General features: G+C 69.6%; 13 protein-coding genes. 5 read left to right on the top strand and 8 right to left on the bottom strand.

Annotated features, from left to right (window positions below; translation table 11 throughout):
• Positions 1-17: 17 nt before the first annotated feature.
• Complete coding sequence (locus A4E84_RS36925) at positions 18-1,769, top strand: glycoside hydrolase family 15 protein (protein ID WP_418082245.1); 1,752 nt, start codon at positions 18-20, stop codon at positions 1,767-1,769.
• On the opposite strand, the gene A4E84_RS36920 is transcribed toward A4E84_RS36925, so the two are convergent.
• From A4E84_RS36920 to A4E84_RS43160, 3 genes are all read right to left on the bottom strand, one after another.
• The gene (locus A4E84_RS36920; RefSeq protein ID WP_062930712.1) at positions 1,670-2,794 is read right to left on the bottom strand and encodes an SDR family oxidoreductase; all 1,125 of its coding nucleotides are present in this window, start codon (positions 2,792-2,794) and stop codon (positions 1,670-1,672) included. The two genes, A4E84_RS36925 and A4E84_RS36920, sit on opposite strands and share 100 nt — an antisense overlap.
• Positions 2,791-4,593, bottom strand: a complete 1,803-nt coding sequence (locus A4E84_RS36915; protein ID WP_062930711.1) for a thiamine pyrophosphate-requiring protein — start codon at positions 4,591-4,593, stop codon at positions 2,791-2,793. The genes A4E84_RS36920 and A4E84_RS36915 overlap by 4 nt, the downstream gene beginning before the upstream one ends.
• A gap of 546 nt (positions 4,594-5,139) precedes the next feature.
• Entirely contained in the window at positions 5,140-5,313 is a 174-nt protein-coding gene (locus tag A4E84_RS43160; protein WP_159029671.1) for a hypothetical protein, read from the bottom strand.
• A gap of 14 nt (positions 5,314-5,327) precedes the next feature.
• Here A4E84_RS43160 and A4E84_RS43155 point away from each other — a divergent pair, with 14 nt between their 5' ends.
• Positions 5,328-5,501, top strand: coding sequence for a hypothetical protein (locus tag A4E84_RS43155; RefSeq protein ID WP_159029670.1), 174 nt, complete (start codon positions 5,328-5,330; stop codon positions 5,499-5,501).
• Positions 5,502-5,807: 306 nt separating this feature from the next.
• Here A4E84_RS43155 and A4E84_RS36910 read toward each other — a convergent pair whose 3' ends face one another.
• Entirely contained in the window at positions 5,808-6,512 is a 705-nt protein-coding gene (locus A4E84_RS36910) for a DUF4396 domain-containing protein (RefSeq protein ID WP_062930710.1), read from the bottom strand.
• Positions 6,513-6,561: 49 nt separating this feature from the next.
• Between A4E84_RS36910 and A4E84_RS36905 the strand changes: the two genes are divergently transcribed.
• A complete protein-coding gene (locus A4E84_RS36905; protein WP_237305068.1) occupies positions 6,562-7,458 on the top strand; it encodes a sigma-70 family RNA polymerase sigma factor in 897 nt (298 codons plus the stop codon).
• 685 nt (positions 7,459-8,143) lie between these two features.
• Positions 8,144-9,778 (top strand): cytochrome bc1 complex cytochrome b subunit, encoded by a 1,635-nt coding sequence (gene qcrB, locus A4E84_RS36900; RefSeq protein ID WP_237305067.1) that lies wholly within the window; start codon positions 8,144-8,146, stop codon positions 9,776-9,778.
• A gap of 413 nt (positions 9,779-10,191) precedes the next feature.
• On the opposite strand, the gene A4E84_RS45015 is transcribed toward qcrB, so the two are convergent.
• From A4E84_RS45015 to coxB, 4 genes are read right to left on the bottom strand one after another with little or no spacing between them, the layout of a single operon-like run.
• Entirely contained in the window at positions 10,192-10,728 is a 537-nt protein-coding gene (locus A4E84_RS45015) for a hypothetical protein (protein WP_237305066.1), read from the bottom strand.
• A gap of 5 nt (positions 10,729-10,733) precedes the next feature.
• Positions 10,734-11,093, bottom strand: a complete 360-nt coding sequence (locus A4E84_RS36890; protein ID WP_062930708.1) for a hypothetical protein — start codon at positions 11,091-11,093, stop codon at positions 10,734-10,736.
• Complete coding sequence (locus A4E84_RS36885) at positions 11,090-12,766, bottom strand: cytochrome c oxidase subunit I (protein ID WP_062930707.1); 1,677 nt, start codon at positions 12,764-12,766, stop codon at positions 11,090-11,092. Before A4E84_RS36885 ends, A4E84_RS36890 begins: the two co-directional genes overlap by 4 nt.
• Complete coding sequence (gene coxB, locus A4E84_RS36880; RefSeq protein WP_062930706.1) at positions 12,763-13,407, bottom strand: cytochrome c oxidase subunit II; 645 nt, start codon at positions 13,405-13,407, stop codon at positions 12,763-12,765. Before coxB ends, A4E84_RS36885 begins: the two co-directional genes overlap by 4 nt.
• A gap of 477 nt (positions 13,408-13,884) precedes the next feature.
• Between coxB and A4E84_RS36875 the strand changes: the two genes are divergently transcribed.
• Positions 13,885-14,640, top strand: a complete 756-nt coding sequence (locus A4E84_RS36875; protein WP_062930705.1) for a DUF4142 domain-containing protein — start codon at positions 13,885-13,887, stop codon at positions 14,638-14,640.
• Positions 14,641-14,872 lie beyond the last annotated feature (232 nt).

Here is a 14,872-nt window from a genome sequence, read left to right as displayed (position 1 = left end):
CCCGAAGGCGATCGCAGATGTTTGATGTGCCCAGCCCTCCCCGCGTCCTGCGGGAGTACTCCGTGCTCGCGGACGGCGAGCGTGGCGCCGTCGTGGATCCGGAGGGCAGGGTCGTGTGGCTCTGTGCGCCGCGCTGGCACAGCGACGCGGTCTTCTCGGCGCTGATCGGGGGCAGCGGACACTTCGCGTGGACGCCCGTGGATCCCTGGCACGTATGGGGCGGCACGTACCAGGAGGGCACGCTCATCCGGGTGCACCGGTGGGTGAGCGCGGACTCCGTGATCGAGTGCCGTGACGCCCTGGCCGTGCCGGCCTCGCCCGACCGTCTCGTCCTGCTCCGCAGGATGCGGGTCATCAGGGGTGCGGCGCGCACGCGGATGGAACTCGACCCGCGTCCCGGCTTCGGCACGCGGCACCTGCGGGAACCCCGCCTGGAAGACGGTGTCTGGACGGCGACGGGCGGCGGGCTGCGGATGCGGCTCCTGGGCGCACCGCGAGCCACGTGGGATCCCCGGGCCGGGTTGCGCGGCGACTTCCGCCTGGAAAACGGCGAACAGCACGACCTCGTGATGGAGCTGTCCACCGCTCCCACCGGGCAGCGGCTCAATCCGGACGAGCTCTGGGCCCGCACCGAGCAGGAGTGGCGACGCGCCGTCCCGGACTGCTCTGCTCTCGCCGCCCCACGCGACGCCCGGCACGCGTACGCGGTGCTGCGCGGGCTGACCAGCAGCTCGGGCGGCATGGTCGCCGCCGCCACCACGTCCCTGCCGGAGCGGGCCAACTCCGGGCGCAGCTACGACTACCGCTACACCTGGCTGCGGGACCAGTGCTACGCGGGCCTCGCCGTCGCCGCGCACGGGCCTCACGAGCTCCTGGACACCGCCGTGGAGTTCACCGCCGGCCGCATCCTCGCCGACGGTGACGGCGTGCACCCCGCCTACACGGTCACCGGGGAGCCGATGCCGAAGGAGAGCCCTCTGTCACTGCCCGGCTATCCGGGTGGTGCCGACCGGATCGGCAACAAGGCGGCCTCGCAGTTCCAGCTCGACACCTTCGGCGAAGCCCTGCAGTTGTTCGCGGCCGCCGCCCGCCACGACCGGCTGACCAAGGACGCGCTGGATGCGGTGCGCGTCGCGGTCGACGCCGTGGAGCGCCGGTGGCGGGAGCCCGATGCCGGCCTGTGGGAGCTGGAAGAACGGTGGTGGACGCATTCGCGGCTCAGTGTGGTCTGCGGACTGCGCCGGATCGCGGACGTCCTGCCCGGCACACAGGGCCGACGGGGGGCCGAGATCGCCGAGTCCGTCCTGGCCGAGACCCGCCGGCGCTGCCTGCACCCGGACGGGTACTGGCGCCGCGCGGCCGACGACGACGGCCCGGAGGCGGCTCTGCTGGTGCCGCTGGCACGCGGGTGCATGGCCGCCGACGATCCCAGTACCGGGCTCACCCGCGCCCGCATCGAGGAGCGGCTCGCCCAGGACGGCTATCTCTACCGTTTCGAGCACCCGGGAAAGCCGCTCGGCGAAGCCGAGGGCGCCTTCCTGCTGTGCGGGTTCCACATGGCGCTGGCCACGCACCACCTCGGTGACCGCGTCGGCGCCTTCCGCTGGTTCGAACGTACCCGGACGGCCTGTGGACCGCCCGGGCTGTTCGCGGAGGAGTACGACGTACGTCAGCGCCAGCTGCGCGGCAACCTGCCCCAGGCGTTCGTCCACGCCTTGCTGCTGGAGTGCGCCGTCCGGCTCAACGACGCCTCGGTCCTGCCCTTGTGAGGCTGCTGCCGCAGTCCGGCGGCGAGCGCCGAGCCGACGCCGCCGGCCAGGGCCGCGCCCAGTGCGATCGGCCTGCGGTGACGTGACAGCCACAACTGCACGCTGTGCTCGTGGGCCTCGTCGTCGAAGACGCCGTGCGCGCCGTGGTCGCGTCCGGCCGCGCTGTCGACGGGTTCCCAGAGGTTGACCGGGCGGGACGGGTCGACGGGATCGTCCGTCTGCTGCGAGTCGTACGCCGTTCGTGCAAGGTAGCGGTCCAGCAGTCCGGCGGCGAAGCGCTGCCCGAGCAGGGTGGCGACGGTGGAGCCGCCCACCCAGTGCTCACGCCGCGCCGCGTGGTCGGCCGCGTAGAGGACGCCCCGGGCGGCGACCTCCGGCTGGTAGACGGGAGACACCGGCCGCGGGTGCCGGGACAACCGGGACAGTACCCAGCTGAACTGCGGGGTGTTCAGGCCGGGCAGCTGCACCATGGTGACGCGCACGCCACTGCGATCGTGCAACAGCTCGCACCGCAGGGACTCGGTGAAGCCCCGGATGGCGCTTTTGGCACCGCAGTAGACGGACTGCAGCGGGACACTGCGGTACGCCAGCGCCGAGCCGACCTGCACGATGGTGCCCCGGTCGCGCGGCATCATCCGGCGCAGGGCCGCCTGGGTGCCGTGCACGAAACCGAAGTAGGTCACCTCGGTGGCCCGCCGGAACTCCTCCGGCTTGACCTCGGTAATCGTGGCGAAGACGGTCGAGAAGGCGGCGTTCACCCACACGTCGATCGGGCCGAGTTCCGCCTCGACCCGTTCCGCCGCAGCGTCGACGGCCTCGGCATCCGCGACGTCGACCACCAGGGGCAGCGCGCGGCCACCCGCTTCGCGCACGTCACGGGCGGCGCCCTCCAGGCCCTCCTCGCCGCGGGCGAGCAGCGCGACGGAGGCGCCGCGGGCGGCGAAGGCCCGGGCCGTGGCCCGGCCGACGCCGCCGCTCGCCCCCGTCACGACGACGACCTCGGTCTTACCGCGCTTGTCCGTCATGACTTCCCCCGGCCCGGCAGGTGCTCGGCGTACTGCGTCACCTTCTGGCGTACGCCCTTGGCCGTGATTCCCGCCCTCTCGGGGTCGTGCAGAGCGGCCTTGGCGGCCTTCTTGCCCTGCTCGGCCATGATGTGCGGCGGGATCGGGGCGATCTCCGCATCGACCTTGAACTCGAGCACGACCGGGACCTCGGAGGCCAGCGCCTCGTCCCAGGCGGCACCGATGTTCGCCGGGTCGTCGCACACGATGCCCTTGAGGCCGATCAGCTGAGCGTAGGCCGCGTAGGGGATGTCGGGGATGGTCTGCGATCCGGGGTACTTGGGGTCACCGGACATGGCGCGCTGTTCCCAGGTGACCTGGTTGAGGTCCTGGTTGTTGAACACGCAGAAGACGAACGGTGCCGGGCCGGACAGCCGGTCGAGGTACCGCTTGACGGTGATCATCTCGTTCATACCGTTCATCTGGAAGGCCCCGTCGCCCACGAAGGCGATCACCGGGCGGTCCGGGTAGGCGAACCGCGCCGCGATGGCGTACGGCGTGCCCGGCCCCATCGTGGCCAGGGTGCCGGACAGCGAGGCTCGCATGCCTTCCCGGAGTTTGATGTTGCGGGCCCACCAGTTGGTGCCCGAGCCCGAGTCGGCGGTCAGGATGGCGTCGTCCGGCAGCCTCTTCGAGAGTTCGGACGCGACGGCCTGCGGATTGATGGTGCCGTCGAAGTGCTGGGCGGCCCACCGCTCACACAGGTCGTTCCATTCGACGACGTTCTTTTCGATCTTCTCCCGCCAGCCGCGGTCCTCCTTGCGCCGCAGCAGAGGGATGAGCGCCTTCAGGGTCTCCTTGGAGTCACCCACCAGATGCGCTTCCATCGGGTAGCGGATGCCGATCATGCGCCCGTCGATGTCGATCTCCACACCTCGTGCCTGCCCCTCGTCCGGGAGCCACTCGGAGTACGGGAAGCTGCTGCCGATCATGAAGAGGGTGTCGCAGCCGCGGATCATGTCGTCGCTGGCCTTGCTGCCGAGCAGGCCGATGGGGCCGGTGACGAAGGTCAGGTCGTCGGGCAGCACCTCACGGCCGAGCAGGGCCTTGGCCACACCCGCGCCGAGCAGTTCGGCCACCTCGACCACCTCGGCCGACGCGCGGGCGGCGCCCTGCCCGACGAGCATGGCGACCTTGCTTCCCTCGTTGAGGATGTCGGCGGCCTTGCGCACCTCGTCCGGGTCGGGCAGGACGCGCGGGCGGCTCCAGCCGACGCTGGAGAACACCGAGCCGTGCTTCTTCGGCGGCGAGGGCTGGGCATCCTCCTCCTGGATGTCGTTCGGGATGATGATCGTGGCGACCCCGCGCGTGGTCAGCGCGGTCTTGAAGGCCCGGTCGATGACGTGCCGGGCCTGCCCCGGGTGCACCACCATCTGGCAGAACTCGGACACGTCGGCAAACAGGCGTTCGAGATCCACCTCCTGCTGGTAGTGCGTGCCGAGGGACAGCCGCTTCTGCTGGCCCACCACGGCGACGACGGGCTGATGGTCCAGCTTGGCGTCGTACAGACCATTGAGGAGGTGGACGGCGCCCGGCCCCGACGTGGCGACACAGCAGCCCACCTCACCGGTGAACTTGGCATGCGCGCACGCCATGAACGCGGCCATCTCCTCATGCCGCGCCTGAATGAACTCCGGCTCACCCTTGGCCCGGTCGAAAGCACCCAGCAGTCCGTTGATCCCATCGCCCGGATAGCCGTAGACCCGCCGCACACCCCACTCGGCCAGACGTTGCAGCACGTAGTCAGCGACTTGATTCATGGACGTCTCCTGGTCGGTTCATGCGGACAGTGCGCCTCTGGGTCCCTCCCCCCATCGGCCCATAAACCGGCTCGTGCCGGGCTGTTTCAGTGCTTTCAGGGGCATACGCGCAGGCCCAGGGGGCGGTCGCGCGTTCCGCAGGGAGGCAGCCGCTGCGCGGGCAAGCGCCGCCTCCCTGGGTCCCTTGCGCGCAGGCAAGCGCCGGCTCGGCTCCCTGCCGCTGCCACATTCACCGTGTTCTGCGACGCCGCCGACGTGATGAGCCAGTCGGGCGACTCGCCGAGCCGGCTGCCGCCGTCACCTCCGACCAGCCCTCCCCCCCCCGACCCCTGCCTTGCGCATCCTGCTCGCGGCACCGGGGTAGGGGTGCCGGTGCGCGACCCCGGGCCCCGGTGAACCGACCGGCTGGCTCAGCCACCGGAGCTCACTGCGCGCGGCCCATTCCGCGGCCGCCCGGCGACGGACGTCGACACCTGTTCACCCGGCACGGAAAGCGGCCGCCCCCGGCTGGGCCGGAGGACGTGGCTCCCATGGTGCACGGGGCCCCTACTCCTCCTCGTGACCACTGCGGCTTTCCCGCTCCTCCGTCTCGGTCTCCCGCTGTGTCTCGTCGCCGTGTGACGACGAGTCCTGGGCCCGCTGGGCCAGGCCCGGTTCCATCCCCGCCACCGCGCAGTAGACGACGGACACCAGGAAGGCGGTCACCGGCCAGGCGAGCACGCCCCGGACGAAGTGTGCGGCCGCCCCAGGCCTGCACCGCCGAAGAGCCCACGGAGACCAGGCTGAGCGAGACGCCCAGCGCCGTGACGCTCGGTTCCTTCTCCAGCGGCCTGCGGAAGCTTCTCGACGCCAGTAGTTCGAGCACGCTGAACGCGACGGCCGCGCCCAGCGCGAAGTACGCGAAGTAGAGGAGATGCGCTGTTCCGGGCACCTTGGCCTCGACGTTCAGGAGGCCCAGGGCGACAGTGATCGAACCCGAGAACCCGTAGGCTGCCCGTTGTTGCGGAGCAAGGCCCGCACCCCGTGTGCCAGGTACCGGACACGCATGTCGCTGGTCTCCTGATGAGCCGATCGACCGACGTGTACCGCCGCGGCCTGCTCATTCTGCGCACGAGGTCGACTCTTCACCGCGGAACCCGGCGTGCCGCACGGGCGAGTCGCTCGGCCTGGGCTCCCTGGTCCCGCACGGGCTCGCGGTGCCGGCGCGGCCCGGCCTACATCTTCTCCTTCCAGCCCTTGCGGACCAGCCAGGCATTGACCGGCCAGGCCGTGAAGAACCCGAACACCATCGACACCTGCATCAGCATCCAATAGGTCGCCGTCGTCTTGGGAAGCCCGGGCGCGAAGAACAGTTCCTGGTAGATCCACATCCCCAGGAACAGGCCGACCTGGAAAGCGATGATGGACAGCGTGTCCGCCTTGACCGCGGCCCAGATCCCCCTCGCACGGCCGATTTTCCGCATCGGCACAATGGTGAAGTACTGGAAGACCACGCCCAGGACCCAGGCGAAGACGAAGTCGAGCGCGAAGTCGGCGTAGAGCGCCTTGCCGGCGATCGTCAGGCCGGTGGCGAACACCAGCCACTCAGCGGCGATGTCGCCCAGGGTGCAGCCGGCACCGCAGTGGCTGATCGCCTTGGAGAGCACATTCCACCTGGGCATCCGCTCGGGATCCGGCGCTCCCCGCTTCTCCAGGACCGGCTGGGAGTTCCGCCGCCCGTGGACCACGTAGAACCACACTGCGACGGGTCCCCAGTACAGCGCGGTGATCGGGTAGACCAGATTCATGATCCACATCTTCTGGCGGTAACCACGGCCGAAGATGTCGACGGTGATGAACAGGGCGCCGGCGAACGCTACGGCAAGGCTCGTCCAGCCGAGCGCCTCCACCCAGGCCGCCGGTTGTGCGTGATGTTCCATGTCCCCGCCCTTCGCATCGGCTGGTGCTTACGGGCCCTGGGAGTACCCGGTGCACACCCGGAATCCCCCGCTATTTTGCATAGAGCAAATAAGGTGGGGCACCCGGGTCGTGCCAGAGGAACAGCCCGAGGTGCTCGCAAGCCCCGGCATCGCCTCCGTCGTGCAGGAAGCGGGATATGCCATGTTCACGACCCAGACTCACCAGGCAACCGAGGAAGAACTCGTCCGTCGGATGGCCGCCTGTCCCCCGGGTCCGGAGCGGGCGGAACTGCGAGAGGCCGTGATCAGAGCCTTCCTTCCGGTCGCCCGGCGGATGGCCCGTCGCTACGGCTCACCGATCGACAGTCGCGAAGACCTCTACCAGGTGGCCTGTCTCGGTCTGGTCAAGGCGGTCGACCGCTTCGACCCCGAACGTGGTCACGCCTTCTTGTCGTACGCCGTTCCCACCATCGACGGCGAGCTGAAACGGCACCTCCGTGACCACACGTGGGAAGTGCACGTACCCCGCCGTGTGCAGGAAAGGCACCGCCGGGTCCGCCTCGCCCAGGAAGAGGTCAGCCGGACCGGGCACTCCCAAGGTGACAGCATGCACGAGTTGCAGCGCGTGGCCGGCATCTCCGAGTCGGAGCTCAGACTGGCGCTCCGGGCCGACCAGGCGCGCAACCCCGTCTCCATCGACGAGCAGCGCGGCCCGGCGAGGAACCTGTCCCTTGCCGACACCCTGGGCGCCGACGACCCGGCCCTCGATCACGTCACCGATGTCGTGGCGTTGAACTCCCTCATCACCGAGCTGTCCGACCGCGAGCGTCGCGTACTGAAGCTCTACTTCCTCGATGCGCACACCCAGCGGGAAGTCGCGGCCATCGTGGGCGTGTCCCAGATGCAGGTGTCCCGGCTGCTCAGCCGATCCTGTGCCTTCCTTCGGCGTGCCATGACGGAATGCTGAGCGGGCGTACTGCGCCCTCGCTACTGGCCTCGGTCCGCCGCTCGACGCGATCGCCCTGGCGGGAGGGCGACGCCCCCGCCGCGGTGCTGGGCGTCACCGACCCACCGTCGCGGGGGGGGGCGGGACCTCATGGGCCTCCAGCATCGTCCCCCGTCCGGCGTATGGTCTCGCCACCGCTTCGGTGTACGAGGTTCCGCGCTGCAGACGGCCGGGCACCGCCGGGCGCAGCGCCTCGCAATGGCGAGCCAGTGGCATCTCGCCCATGGTGAGTTCCGGTCGGCACGGCACGGCCGCCCCCGGCGCAGGCCGTCGAACCAGTCGCAGGCCGGATGCGAACGACCTTCTTGCGTTGCTCTGAGCAGCGCCCTCGCACTGACCTGCGGTCCACCGGTGCGCAGCTGGGAGCAACTCGGCTGCCGTACCGGGCTCCAGGAAGCGGAGCTCCGTAGCGCCATCGCCTGGCCCAACAGCGTTTGAGGCACCGGACCGATCCCTGGCCGGCGGCTCGAAGCACCTCCACTTCCTCTCTCCCTCGCGCGGGATGGCTACGTGCCGCCTGTCCCCCCGCCACCGTTTCGGCGATGTGCGGCGGGGGGACCCATGCCAGGCTTCGGAACGGACAGTGGCGGATGAGCACGCAGCGCAGTCGCCGCAGTGGCTACAGGAGGGCGAAGACACGGTGCCCGTGGCTGACGACAACGGATCGCCCCGGTCCGCCACGCGCGGCGAGCGGCTGGTGAGCGTGCTCGACAAGCGCCTGCCGGTCGGCTCCGCGGGCAAGGAGTTCCTACGCAAGGCGTTCCCCGACCACTGGTCGTTCCTTCTGGGCGAGATCGCCCTGTACAGCCTTGTCGTCCTCGTGGTCACGGGTGTCTACCTGACCTTCTTCTTCGACCCCAGCATGGCGGAATCCCCGTACACCGGCTCGTACGTACCCCTACAGGGCGTGATGACGTCGGAGGCCTACGCCTCCGTCATGCACATCAGCTTCGACGTCCGCGGCGGTCTGCTGATCCGTCAGATGCACCACTGGGGGGCACTGGTGTTCGTGGCCGCGATCGGCGTGCACCTGCTGCGCGTCTTCTTCACGGGCGCCTTCCGGCGACCGCGGGAAGTGAACTGGACGATCGGCGTGACCATGTTCATGCTGGCGCTGCTGGAGGGCTTCTGCGGATACTCGCTCCCCGACGACCTGCTTTCGGGGACCGGCCTGCGCACGGCCCAGGGCATCATGCTGTCGATCCCGATCGTCGGGACCTACCTGTCGTTCTTCGTCTTCGGCGGCGAGTTCCCCGGTGACGAGATCATCCCGCGTCTGTACGTGGCCCACATCCTGCTGCTGCCCGGGGTGCTCCTGGCCCTCGTGGCCCTCCACCTGACCTTCGTCATCTACCACAAGCACACCCAGTGGGCCCGGCCCGGCCGCACCAATCGCAATGTGATCGGCAAGCCGTTCTTCCCGCAGTACACCGCCAAGTCCGTCGGCCTGCTGTTCACCGTCGGGGGCGTCCTCGCGCTGATGGGCGCCCTGATGCAGATCAACCCGATCTGGACGTTCGGTCCCTACCGGCCCGACAAGGTCTCCATCGACTCCCAGCCGGACTGGTACGTGGGCTTCCTGGAAGGCGCGCTGCGCCTGACACCCGCCGCGGAGACCGACGTGGCCGGGCACACCATCGTGTGGGACGTCTTCCTGCCCGGTGTGGTGCTGCCGACCGCCCTGTTCGTCATCCTCTACAGCTATCCGTTCTTCGAACGGTGGATCACCGGGCCGATGCCCGAGCAGCACCTGTGCGACCGCCCGCGCGATCAGCCCACCCGCACCGCCCTGGGTGTCGCCGCCGTGTCCGCCTACGCCATCCTGCTCCTGGCCGGCGGGCAGGACGTGATCGCGCTCGTCTTCCGCATCCCGCTGGAGGTGATCACCTACACCCTCCGCACCGCCCTCTTCCTGGTGCCGTTCCTGTCCTACCACGCCACGAAACGAGCCTGCCTGGGGCTGCAGGCCGCCGACCGCCGACGTCTGCTGGAAGGACTGGCGACCGCCGAGGTGCGGCAGAACACGGACGGTGGCTACCAGCAGGCACGCACGCTGCTTCCGTCGGCCGAGGCCTACCGCATCCTCGTGCGCGCCGAGCCACGACCACGGGCACACGGCACGGAGGTCTGGCGCTGGTTCCGCAAGCACCGCCTCCGCAACGCGCTCAGCCGGTGGTACTTCGGCGAGCGGGTCGAGATGCCCGCCACATCGTGGCAGCGGCGCCGCGTCGAAGCCGTACGGGCCGGCCCCGGCGAGGCGGACGAGACCGGCGAGTCGTGAGCGAGGAGTTCCAGTCCGGACGGACGAGACCGCCGCGGGCGGCAGGACCGGCGAGGGCCGACGGCCCGGCCTTCGGGGCCCGGGGACGCGAGGCCGGGGGCCGGCCCGCGGCAATCCGTTGACGGGTCCGCAGCGGGATGTGGCGGGAGCGACGGGACGCACCGAGGCCCCGCCCCGCCTGGGATTCTTCTCGGGCGCCTCCGTGGGAACCGGCGGCAAGGCATGCGAGGTAACACGCCAGGAGGGAAACTCCCTCATCGAGCAGCGCAAGCCGCTGGGCGGGCGGGAGCCGGAGGGGTTGGCTGAGGGGGTCGACGGTTCGCCCCGCAGGCGGGTTCCGCCCCTGCGGGCGCACCGGCCGGGGCGATCTCTCGACGTCGAAGACGAGCACACCCGAGGCCCGGATCACCGGATCAGCGGACGCCCGGGTCACCACCGCGCACCGCGAGGGGCAGGGCGTCCACGGCCTGGCGCTCCTCGCGTTGGATCCACGACCAGGTGACGACCGCCGCGGCGATGGCGAGGGGCAGCATGCCGACGATCATGGCGAGGCCCTCGGCCTGGTGCCCCGACGCGATCACCCCGAGGGCGGGAATGTCCAGCAGCGGTGCGGCGAGGAACAGGTAGAGACACCGGCCGGGATCACTGAGGCGGTGCCGGGTGCGGGCGATGACGGGCACCCAGAACACGAAGGCGGCCAGGAGCAGGGCCAGTTCCGACGCGGCGGTGACGCCGGTGGGCACGGGGAGCACCAGGCCGGCGAGGACCACCCACGCGTGCACCAGGACCAGCAGCGGCAGGGCGAGGCCCGGAGGCAGACTCACCCGCTGCCACAGTGGCGCCCGCCGGGTGAGCCGGACGACGCCGGGCACCACCGCGGCCAGCATGAGGCCCGACACGGCCATCATGGCCACGGCCGACAGGTGCGTTCCGTGGGTCGAGTGGTCCATCGCGCTCACTCCTCCCGCGCCGTCGTGCCGCGTACCGCCAGTGCCGCGGCCACCAGCAACACAGGGCCTGCCACGGCCAGCAGCCACCAGCCGTAGACGAAGGACAGGGCGACGAGCAGGAAGCCGAACGCTGCGGGCGCCACCGCGCCTGCCGAGCGGTCCGGCACCCGGTAGCGGACGTGCTGGTCGGGGCCGGCGCGGGAAGAGACGAGCACGAGGAGGGCGGCCAGTTCCAGCACCACGACGACGCTGCCCCACAGCCAGTACACCATCGTGTTCTCGCCGTACACCACGAGCACGGTGAGGAGCAGGGCGTTGAGCAGGCCCCAGCCGGCCACGACCACGAAGGACAGGTGCCGCTTCACGACCGGCTCCCGCCTGCCGCGGCCTCCTGCTCCCCGCGCTGTCGCAGGTCCAGCAGGGGCGCGAAGCTGGTGATGGGGGGCACCGGGTGCTCCGGGGTGAAGTTGAACCTGGGGGGCGGCGACGAGGTGGCCCATTCCAGGCTGTGGCCGCCCCACGGGTCGTCCGGGGCCTTCTCCGCGATCCCCAGCGTCCGTCGGCGCAGGGTCCACAACACGTTGACGGCGAACACGGCCATCGCAGCGGCGAGGAAGGCCGCGCCGATGCTGGACAGAAGGTTCATCCAGCCGAATCCCTCGAAGGCCGCGTAGGTGGCGACCCGGCGCGGCATGCCGAGGTAGCCGAGCGCGAACATGGGCAGGAAGGTCACATTGGTGCCGATCACCAGCAGCCAGAAGTGCAGCCGGGTCGCCCCGTGCCCCAGCATCACGCCGGTCACCTTCGGGAACCAGAAGTACACCCCGGCGAACAACCCGAAGGCGCTGCCCGCGAACAGCACGTAGTGCAGATGGGCCACCACGAAATAGCTGTCGGTCACGTGGTAGTCGATCACGGGTGTGCCGACCATGATGCCGGTGAGCCCGCCGATCAGGAACTGTGGGATGAACGCCAGAGCGAACAGCATCGGAGGAGCCAGTCGCAGCCGTCCGCCGACGATGGTGCCGATCATGGCGAAGTACTCCACGCCCGCGGGGACGAGCAACGCGATGGAGGCCAGGGAGTAGTAGTCGTTGGTCGCCTGGCCGGTGGCGAACATGTGGTGGCCCCACACGCTCATCGACAGCGCGGCGAACACGAGCAACGACAGCACCGTGCCCGTGTAGCCGAAGAAGCGGCGCCCGGAGAAGACCGCGAGCACCTCGGCCACCGCGGCCAGATACGGGAAGAACAAGACGTACACGACCGGATGGCCGTAGAACCAGAACAGGTGCTGGTATCCGATGTTCCACACGTTGTGGTCGAAGATCGACGGGTCGGCTCGCCCGGCGGCGAGCAGGACGAGCGCCGCCAGCAGTGCCGGGAAGGCGCCGATCACCATCAGGGCGCTGGCGATCATCGACCAGGAGAACACCGGAAGGCGCAGCATCGTCATGCCGTACGTGCGTTTGCGCAGCACGGTCCACAGCACGGTCCAGCCCATGATGATGGTGCCGGTGGTGGACAGGAACACTCCCGCGATCCACAGATCGGACCCCACGCCCGGCGAGTTGACGCTGTCGGCCATCGGCGGATAGGAGAACCACCCGTCGGCGTGGGCTCCGAGCGGGGTCGCGAAACCCGACAGCATGACCAGGGCGCCGAGCGCGTAGAGCCAGTAGCCCAGCAGTGTCGAGCGCGGCATGGCGATTCCGGGGGCCCCGATCTGCAGGGGCACGAGGTACACGCCCATCCCGAGCGCGAACGGGGTGACCACCATGTAGATCATGCCGGAGCCGTGGATGGTGAACAGCTGGTTGAAGGTGTGGGTGCTCACCAGATGCTGCTCGGGCTGGGCCAGCTGGGCGCGCATGGTCAGGGCGAGGGTTCCCATGGCCATGAGCAGCACCAGAGCGGTGCCCATGGTCAGCACGCCGATGCGCTTGTGGTCGGTGCTCGTCACCCAGCCCAGCCATCCGCCCGAGGACACCGGCCGCCCGCCGGTGTCCTCCTTCGTCGAGGTGGACGAGACCGTCATGCGGCGGCCCCTTGTCCGCCGTCCTGCAGCCAGCGGTCGTACTCCTCGGGCGAGACGGCCTTCAGCCAGAAGTGCATCTTGTAGTGGAGCTGGCCGCAGAACTCGGCACACTTGCCCATCCAGCGGCCTTCCTTGTCCAGGGTGACGGTGAAGGTGTTCATGTGGTCGGGGAAGGCGTCCATCTTGTAGCGCAGGTGCGGGATCCACATCGAGTGGATGACGTCACGGGAGGTCAGGTGGAACTCCACCGGGCGACCGGTCGGTACGACCACCGTCGGCAGGTCGTCTCCCCTGCACGTCCCGTCGACCTCGCGCGAGTCGGGCGCCTGGGGGTAGCTGAAGTTCCAGCACCACTGGAAGGCCGAGACGTCGACCCGAACGGGCCGCTCGGCCGTCTGATGGTGTTCCCGGTTGTTCTGCCAGGCGGTCCAGGCCACCAGGAACACGGCGAACGCGGCCAGGACGCCCACGTAGTAGGCCTCGAGACGCGGGCGTTCGGCACGCACGGAGGGGGTCACCCGTCGCGCTGCCCGGCGCATGACGAGCGCGTAGCCGAACAGGGCGGCGACCACGAGGAAGACCACGGCGGCGACGATCGCCTCCAAGGCGAAGGTGTCGCCGAAGACATGACGTTGCTTCACTGAGCCACCATTTCCGAGTCGTCGGCGGCGTTCCGTCGAACGCCTCTGCCCGGGCACGTCCACCGTTCGAGAGCGAGGCCATGCGGACATTACGGACAAGTCGTTAGAGCTGCGAGCTGACACACCGCCACCGGGGGTGCCCTGGGCGTTCACGCCTGACACCCGGCCGCCCGAGCACTTCCGCTCCGGGCGAGTGGCCTCGTAGGGCGCGGGTTCACCGGCCTCGCATGCCGGCTGCCGCGGTCAGTGCCGTGCTCCGCGGGGAGGTCCCCCGGCGTGACGGTCGCTACTCTGCGTCGCCGCGGTCCGGCTCCGGCAGGTGCCGCGACTCCTGGCGCCGGCCTGGAACCACCTCAGCCGGGCCGCCTCGGCGCCCTCAGTTCAGAACCAAGTGCAAAATTTGCCTGATGCAATGAAGGATCCCGCTCAGTCATGCGTACTCCCCTGTGATCAAACCGCCCTATCTCTGGAGGCACCATGGGCATATCCCGAGCCAAGGCCGGCAGCGTCTTCACCGTCGGCGCCCTGGGTCTGACCATCGCCGCACTGGCCTACCCGGCGATGCTCGGAGTGGAGAACACGGCCACATCGCCCGACCGGATCATCGCCAACACTCCTTATGGGCCCCTCACAGAAGCCGATCGCGACTTCGTGGCCAAGGTCCGCGCAGCCGGGCTGTGGGAACACCCGCTGGGCTTGCTGACGATGCAGCGGGGTACGACGCCGGAGATGAAGGAGGCCGGTGAGCACTTGGTCGTCGGCCATGGCCGACTGGACGCCACCTGCCGAAAGATCGCCCCGGAGCTGAACATAACCCTCCCGAACCAGGCCTCCCCCCAGCAGCAGCAGTTCGTGGCCACCGTGGACGGCAGCACCGGCAAGGAGTTCGACTCCCTGGCGGTGAACATCATGCGCGTCACGCACGGTCAGATCTTCCCCGTCATCGCCAAGATCCGCGCCAACACCAGGAACAGCCTGGTACGCCAGCTTGCCGACCAGGCCAATGACACGGTGCTCGACCACATCACCGTTCTGGAGAAGACCGGGCTCGTCAATCATGAACAAGTCAATCTGCAGCAGACCAGCCCAGCCAAGCTGCCCCAGGAGCAGACAACCCCGCCGCCCCCGCAACCGGGGTCACCGATCCTCACCCTGAAGATTCCCGAGGGCCTGGAGGACCTCCAGACCAACGCTCCGAGTGCTCCCACCCCCTCTCCCCCGGCAGGGGGCTGACAGAGAGCCGCAGCCTCGCAGGGCGGCGGCCGGTCGCCCTGTTCCCAAGCGAAACGGATGTACGGCCCCCCGCGGTACTGATCACCGAGCGCCAGGCCGGCCACGTGCGTCTCCCGTCGTGATCCCCGAGCCGATCCGTCTCAGCCCCTTGGTCGATGTCGTCGCGGCTGCGCTCCACCCGCACAAGCCCGCGTTTATCTCCCAGACGGCGGTGAAACCCATGTCAGCCGTC

It is taken from the genome of Streptomyces qaidamensis (assembly GCF_001611795.1).
Lineage (GTDB): Bacteria > Actinomycetota > Actinomycetes > Streptomycetales > Streptomycetaceae > Streptomyces > Streptomyces qaidamensis.
This window is presented reverse-complemented; position numbering and strand designations above follow the sequence as displayed.

Coding starts and splice junctions, on each gene's coding strand:
- A4E84_RS36925 (WP_418082245.1), top strand. CDS start 18: ATGTTTGATGTGCCCAGCCCTCCCCGCGTCCTGCGGGAGTACTCCGTG.
- A4E84_RS36875 (WP_062930705.1), top strand. CDS start 13,885: ATGGGCATATCCCGAGCCAAGGCCGGCAGCGTCTTCACCGTCGGCGCC.
- A4E84_RS36915 (WP_062930711.1), bottom strand. CDS start 4,593: ATGAATCAAGTCGCTGACTACGTGCTGCAACGTCTGGCCGAGTGGGGT.
- A4E84_RS36910 (WP_062930710.1), bottom strand. CDS start 6,512: ATGGAACATCACGCACAACCGGCGGCCTGGGTGGAGGCGCTCGGCTGG.
- A4E84_RS36920 (WP_062930712.1), bottom strand. CDS start 2,794: ATGACGGACAAGCGCGGTAAGACCGAGGTCGTCGTCGTGACGGGGGCG.
- A4E84_RS36885 (WP_062930707.1), bottom strand. CDS start 12,766: ATGACGGTCTCGTCCACCTCGACGAAGGAGGACACCGGCGGGCGGCCG.
- A4E84_RS45015 (WP_237305066.1), bottom strand. CDS start 10,728: ATGGACCACTCGACCCACGGAACGCACCTGTCGGCCGTGGCCATGATG.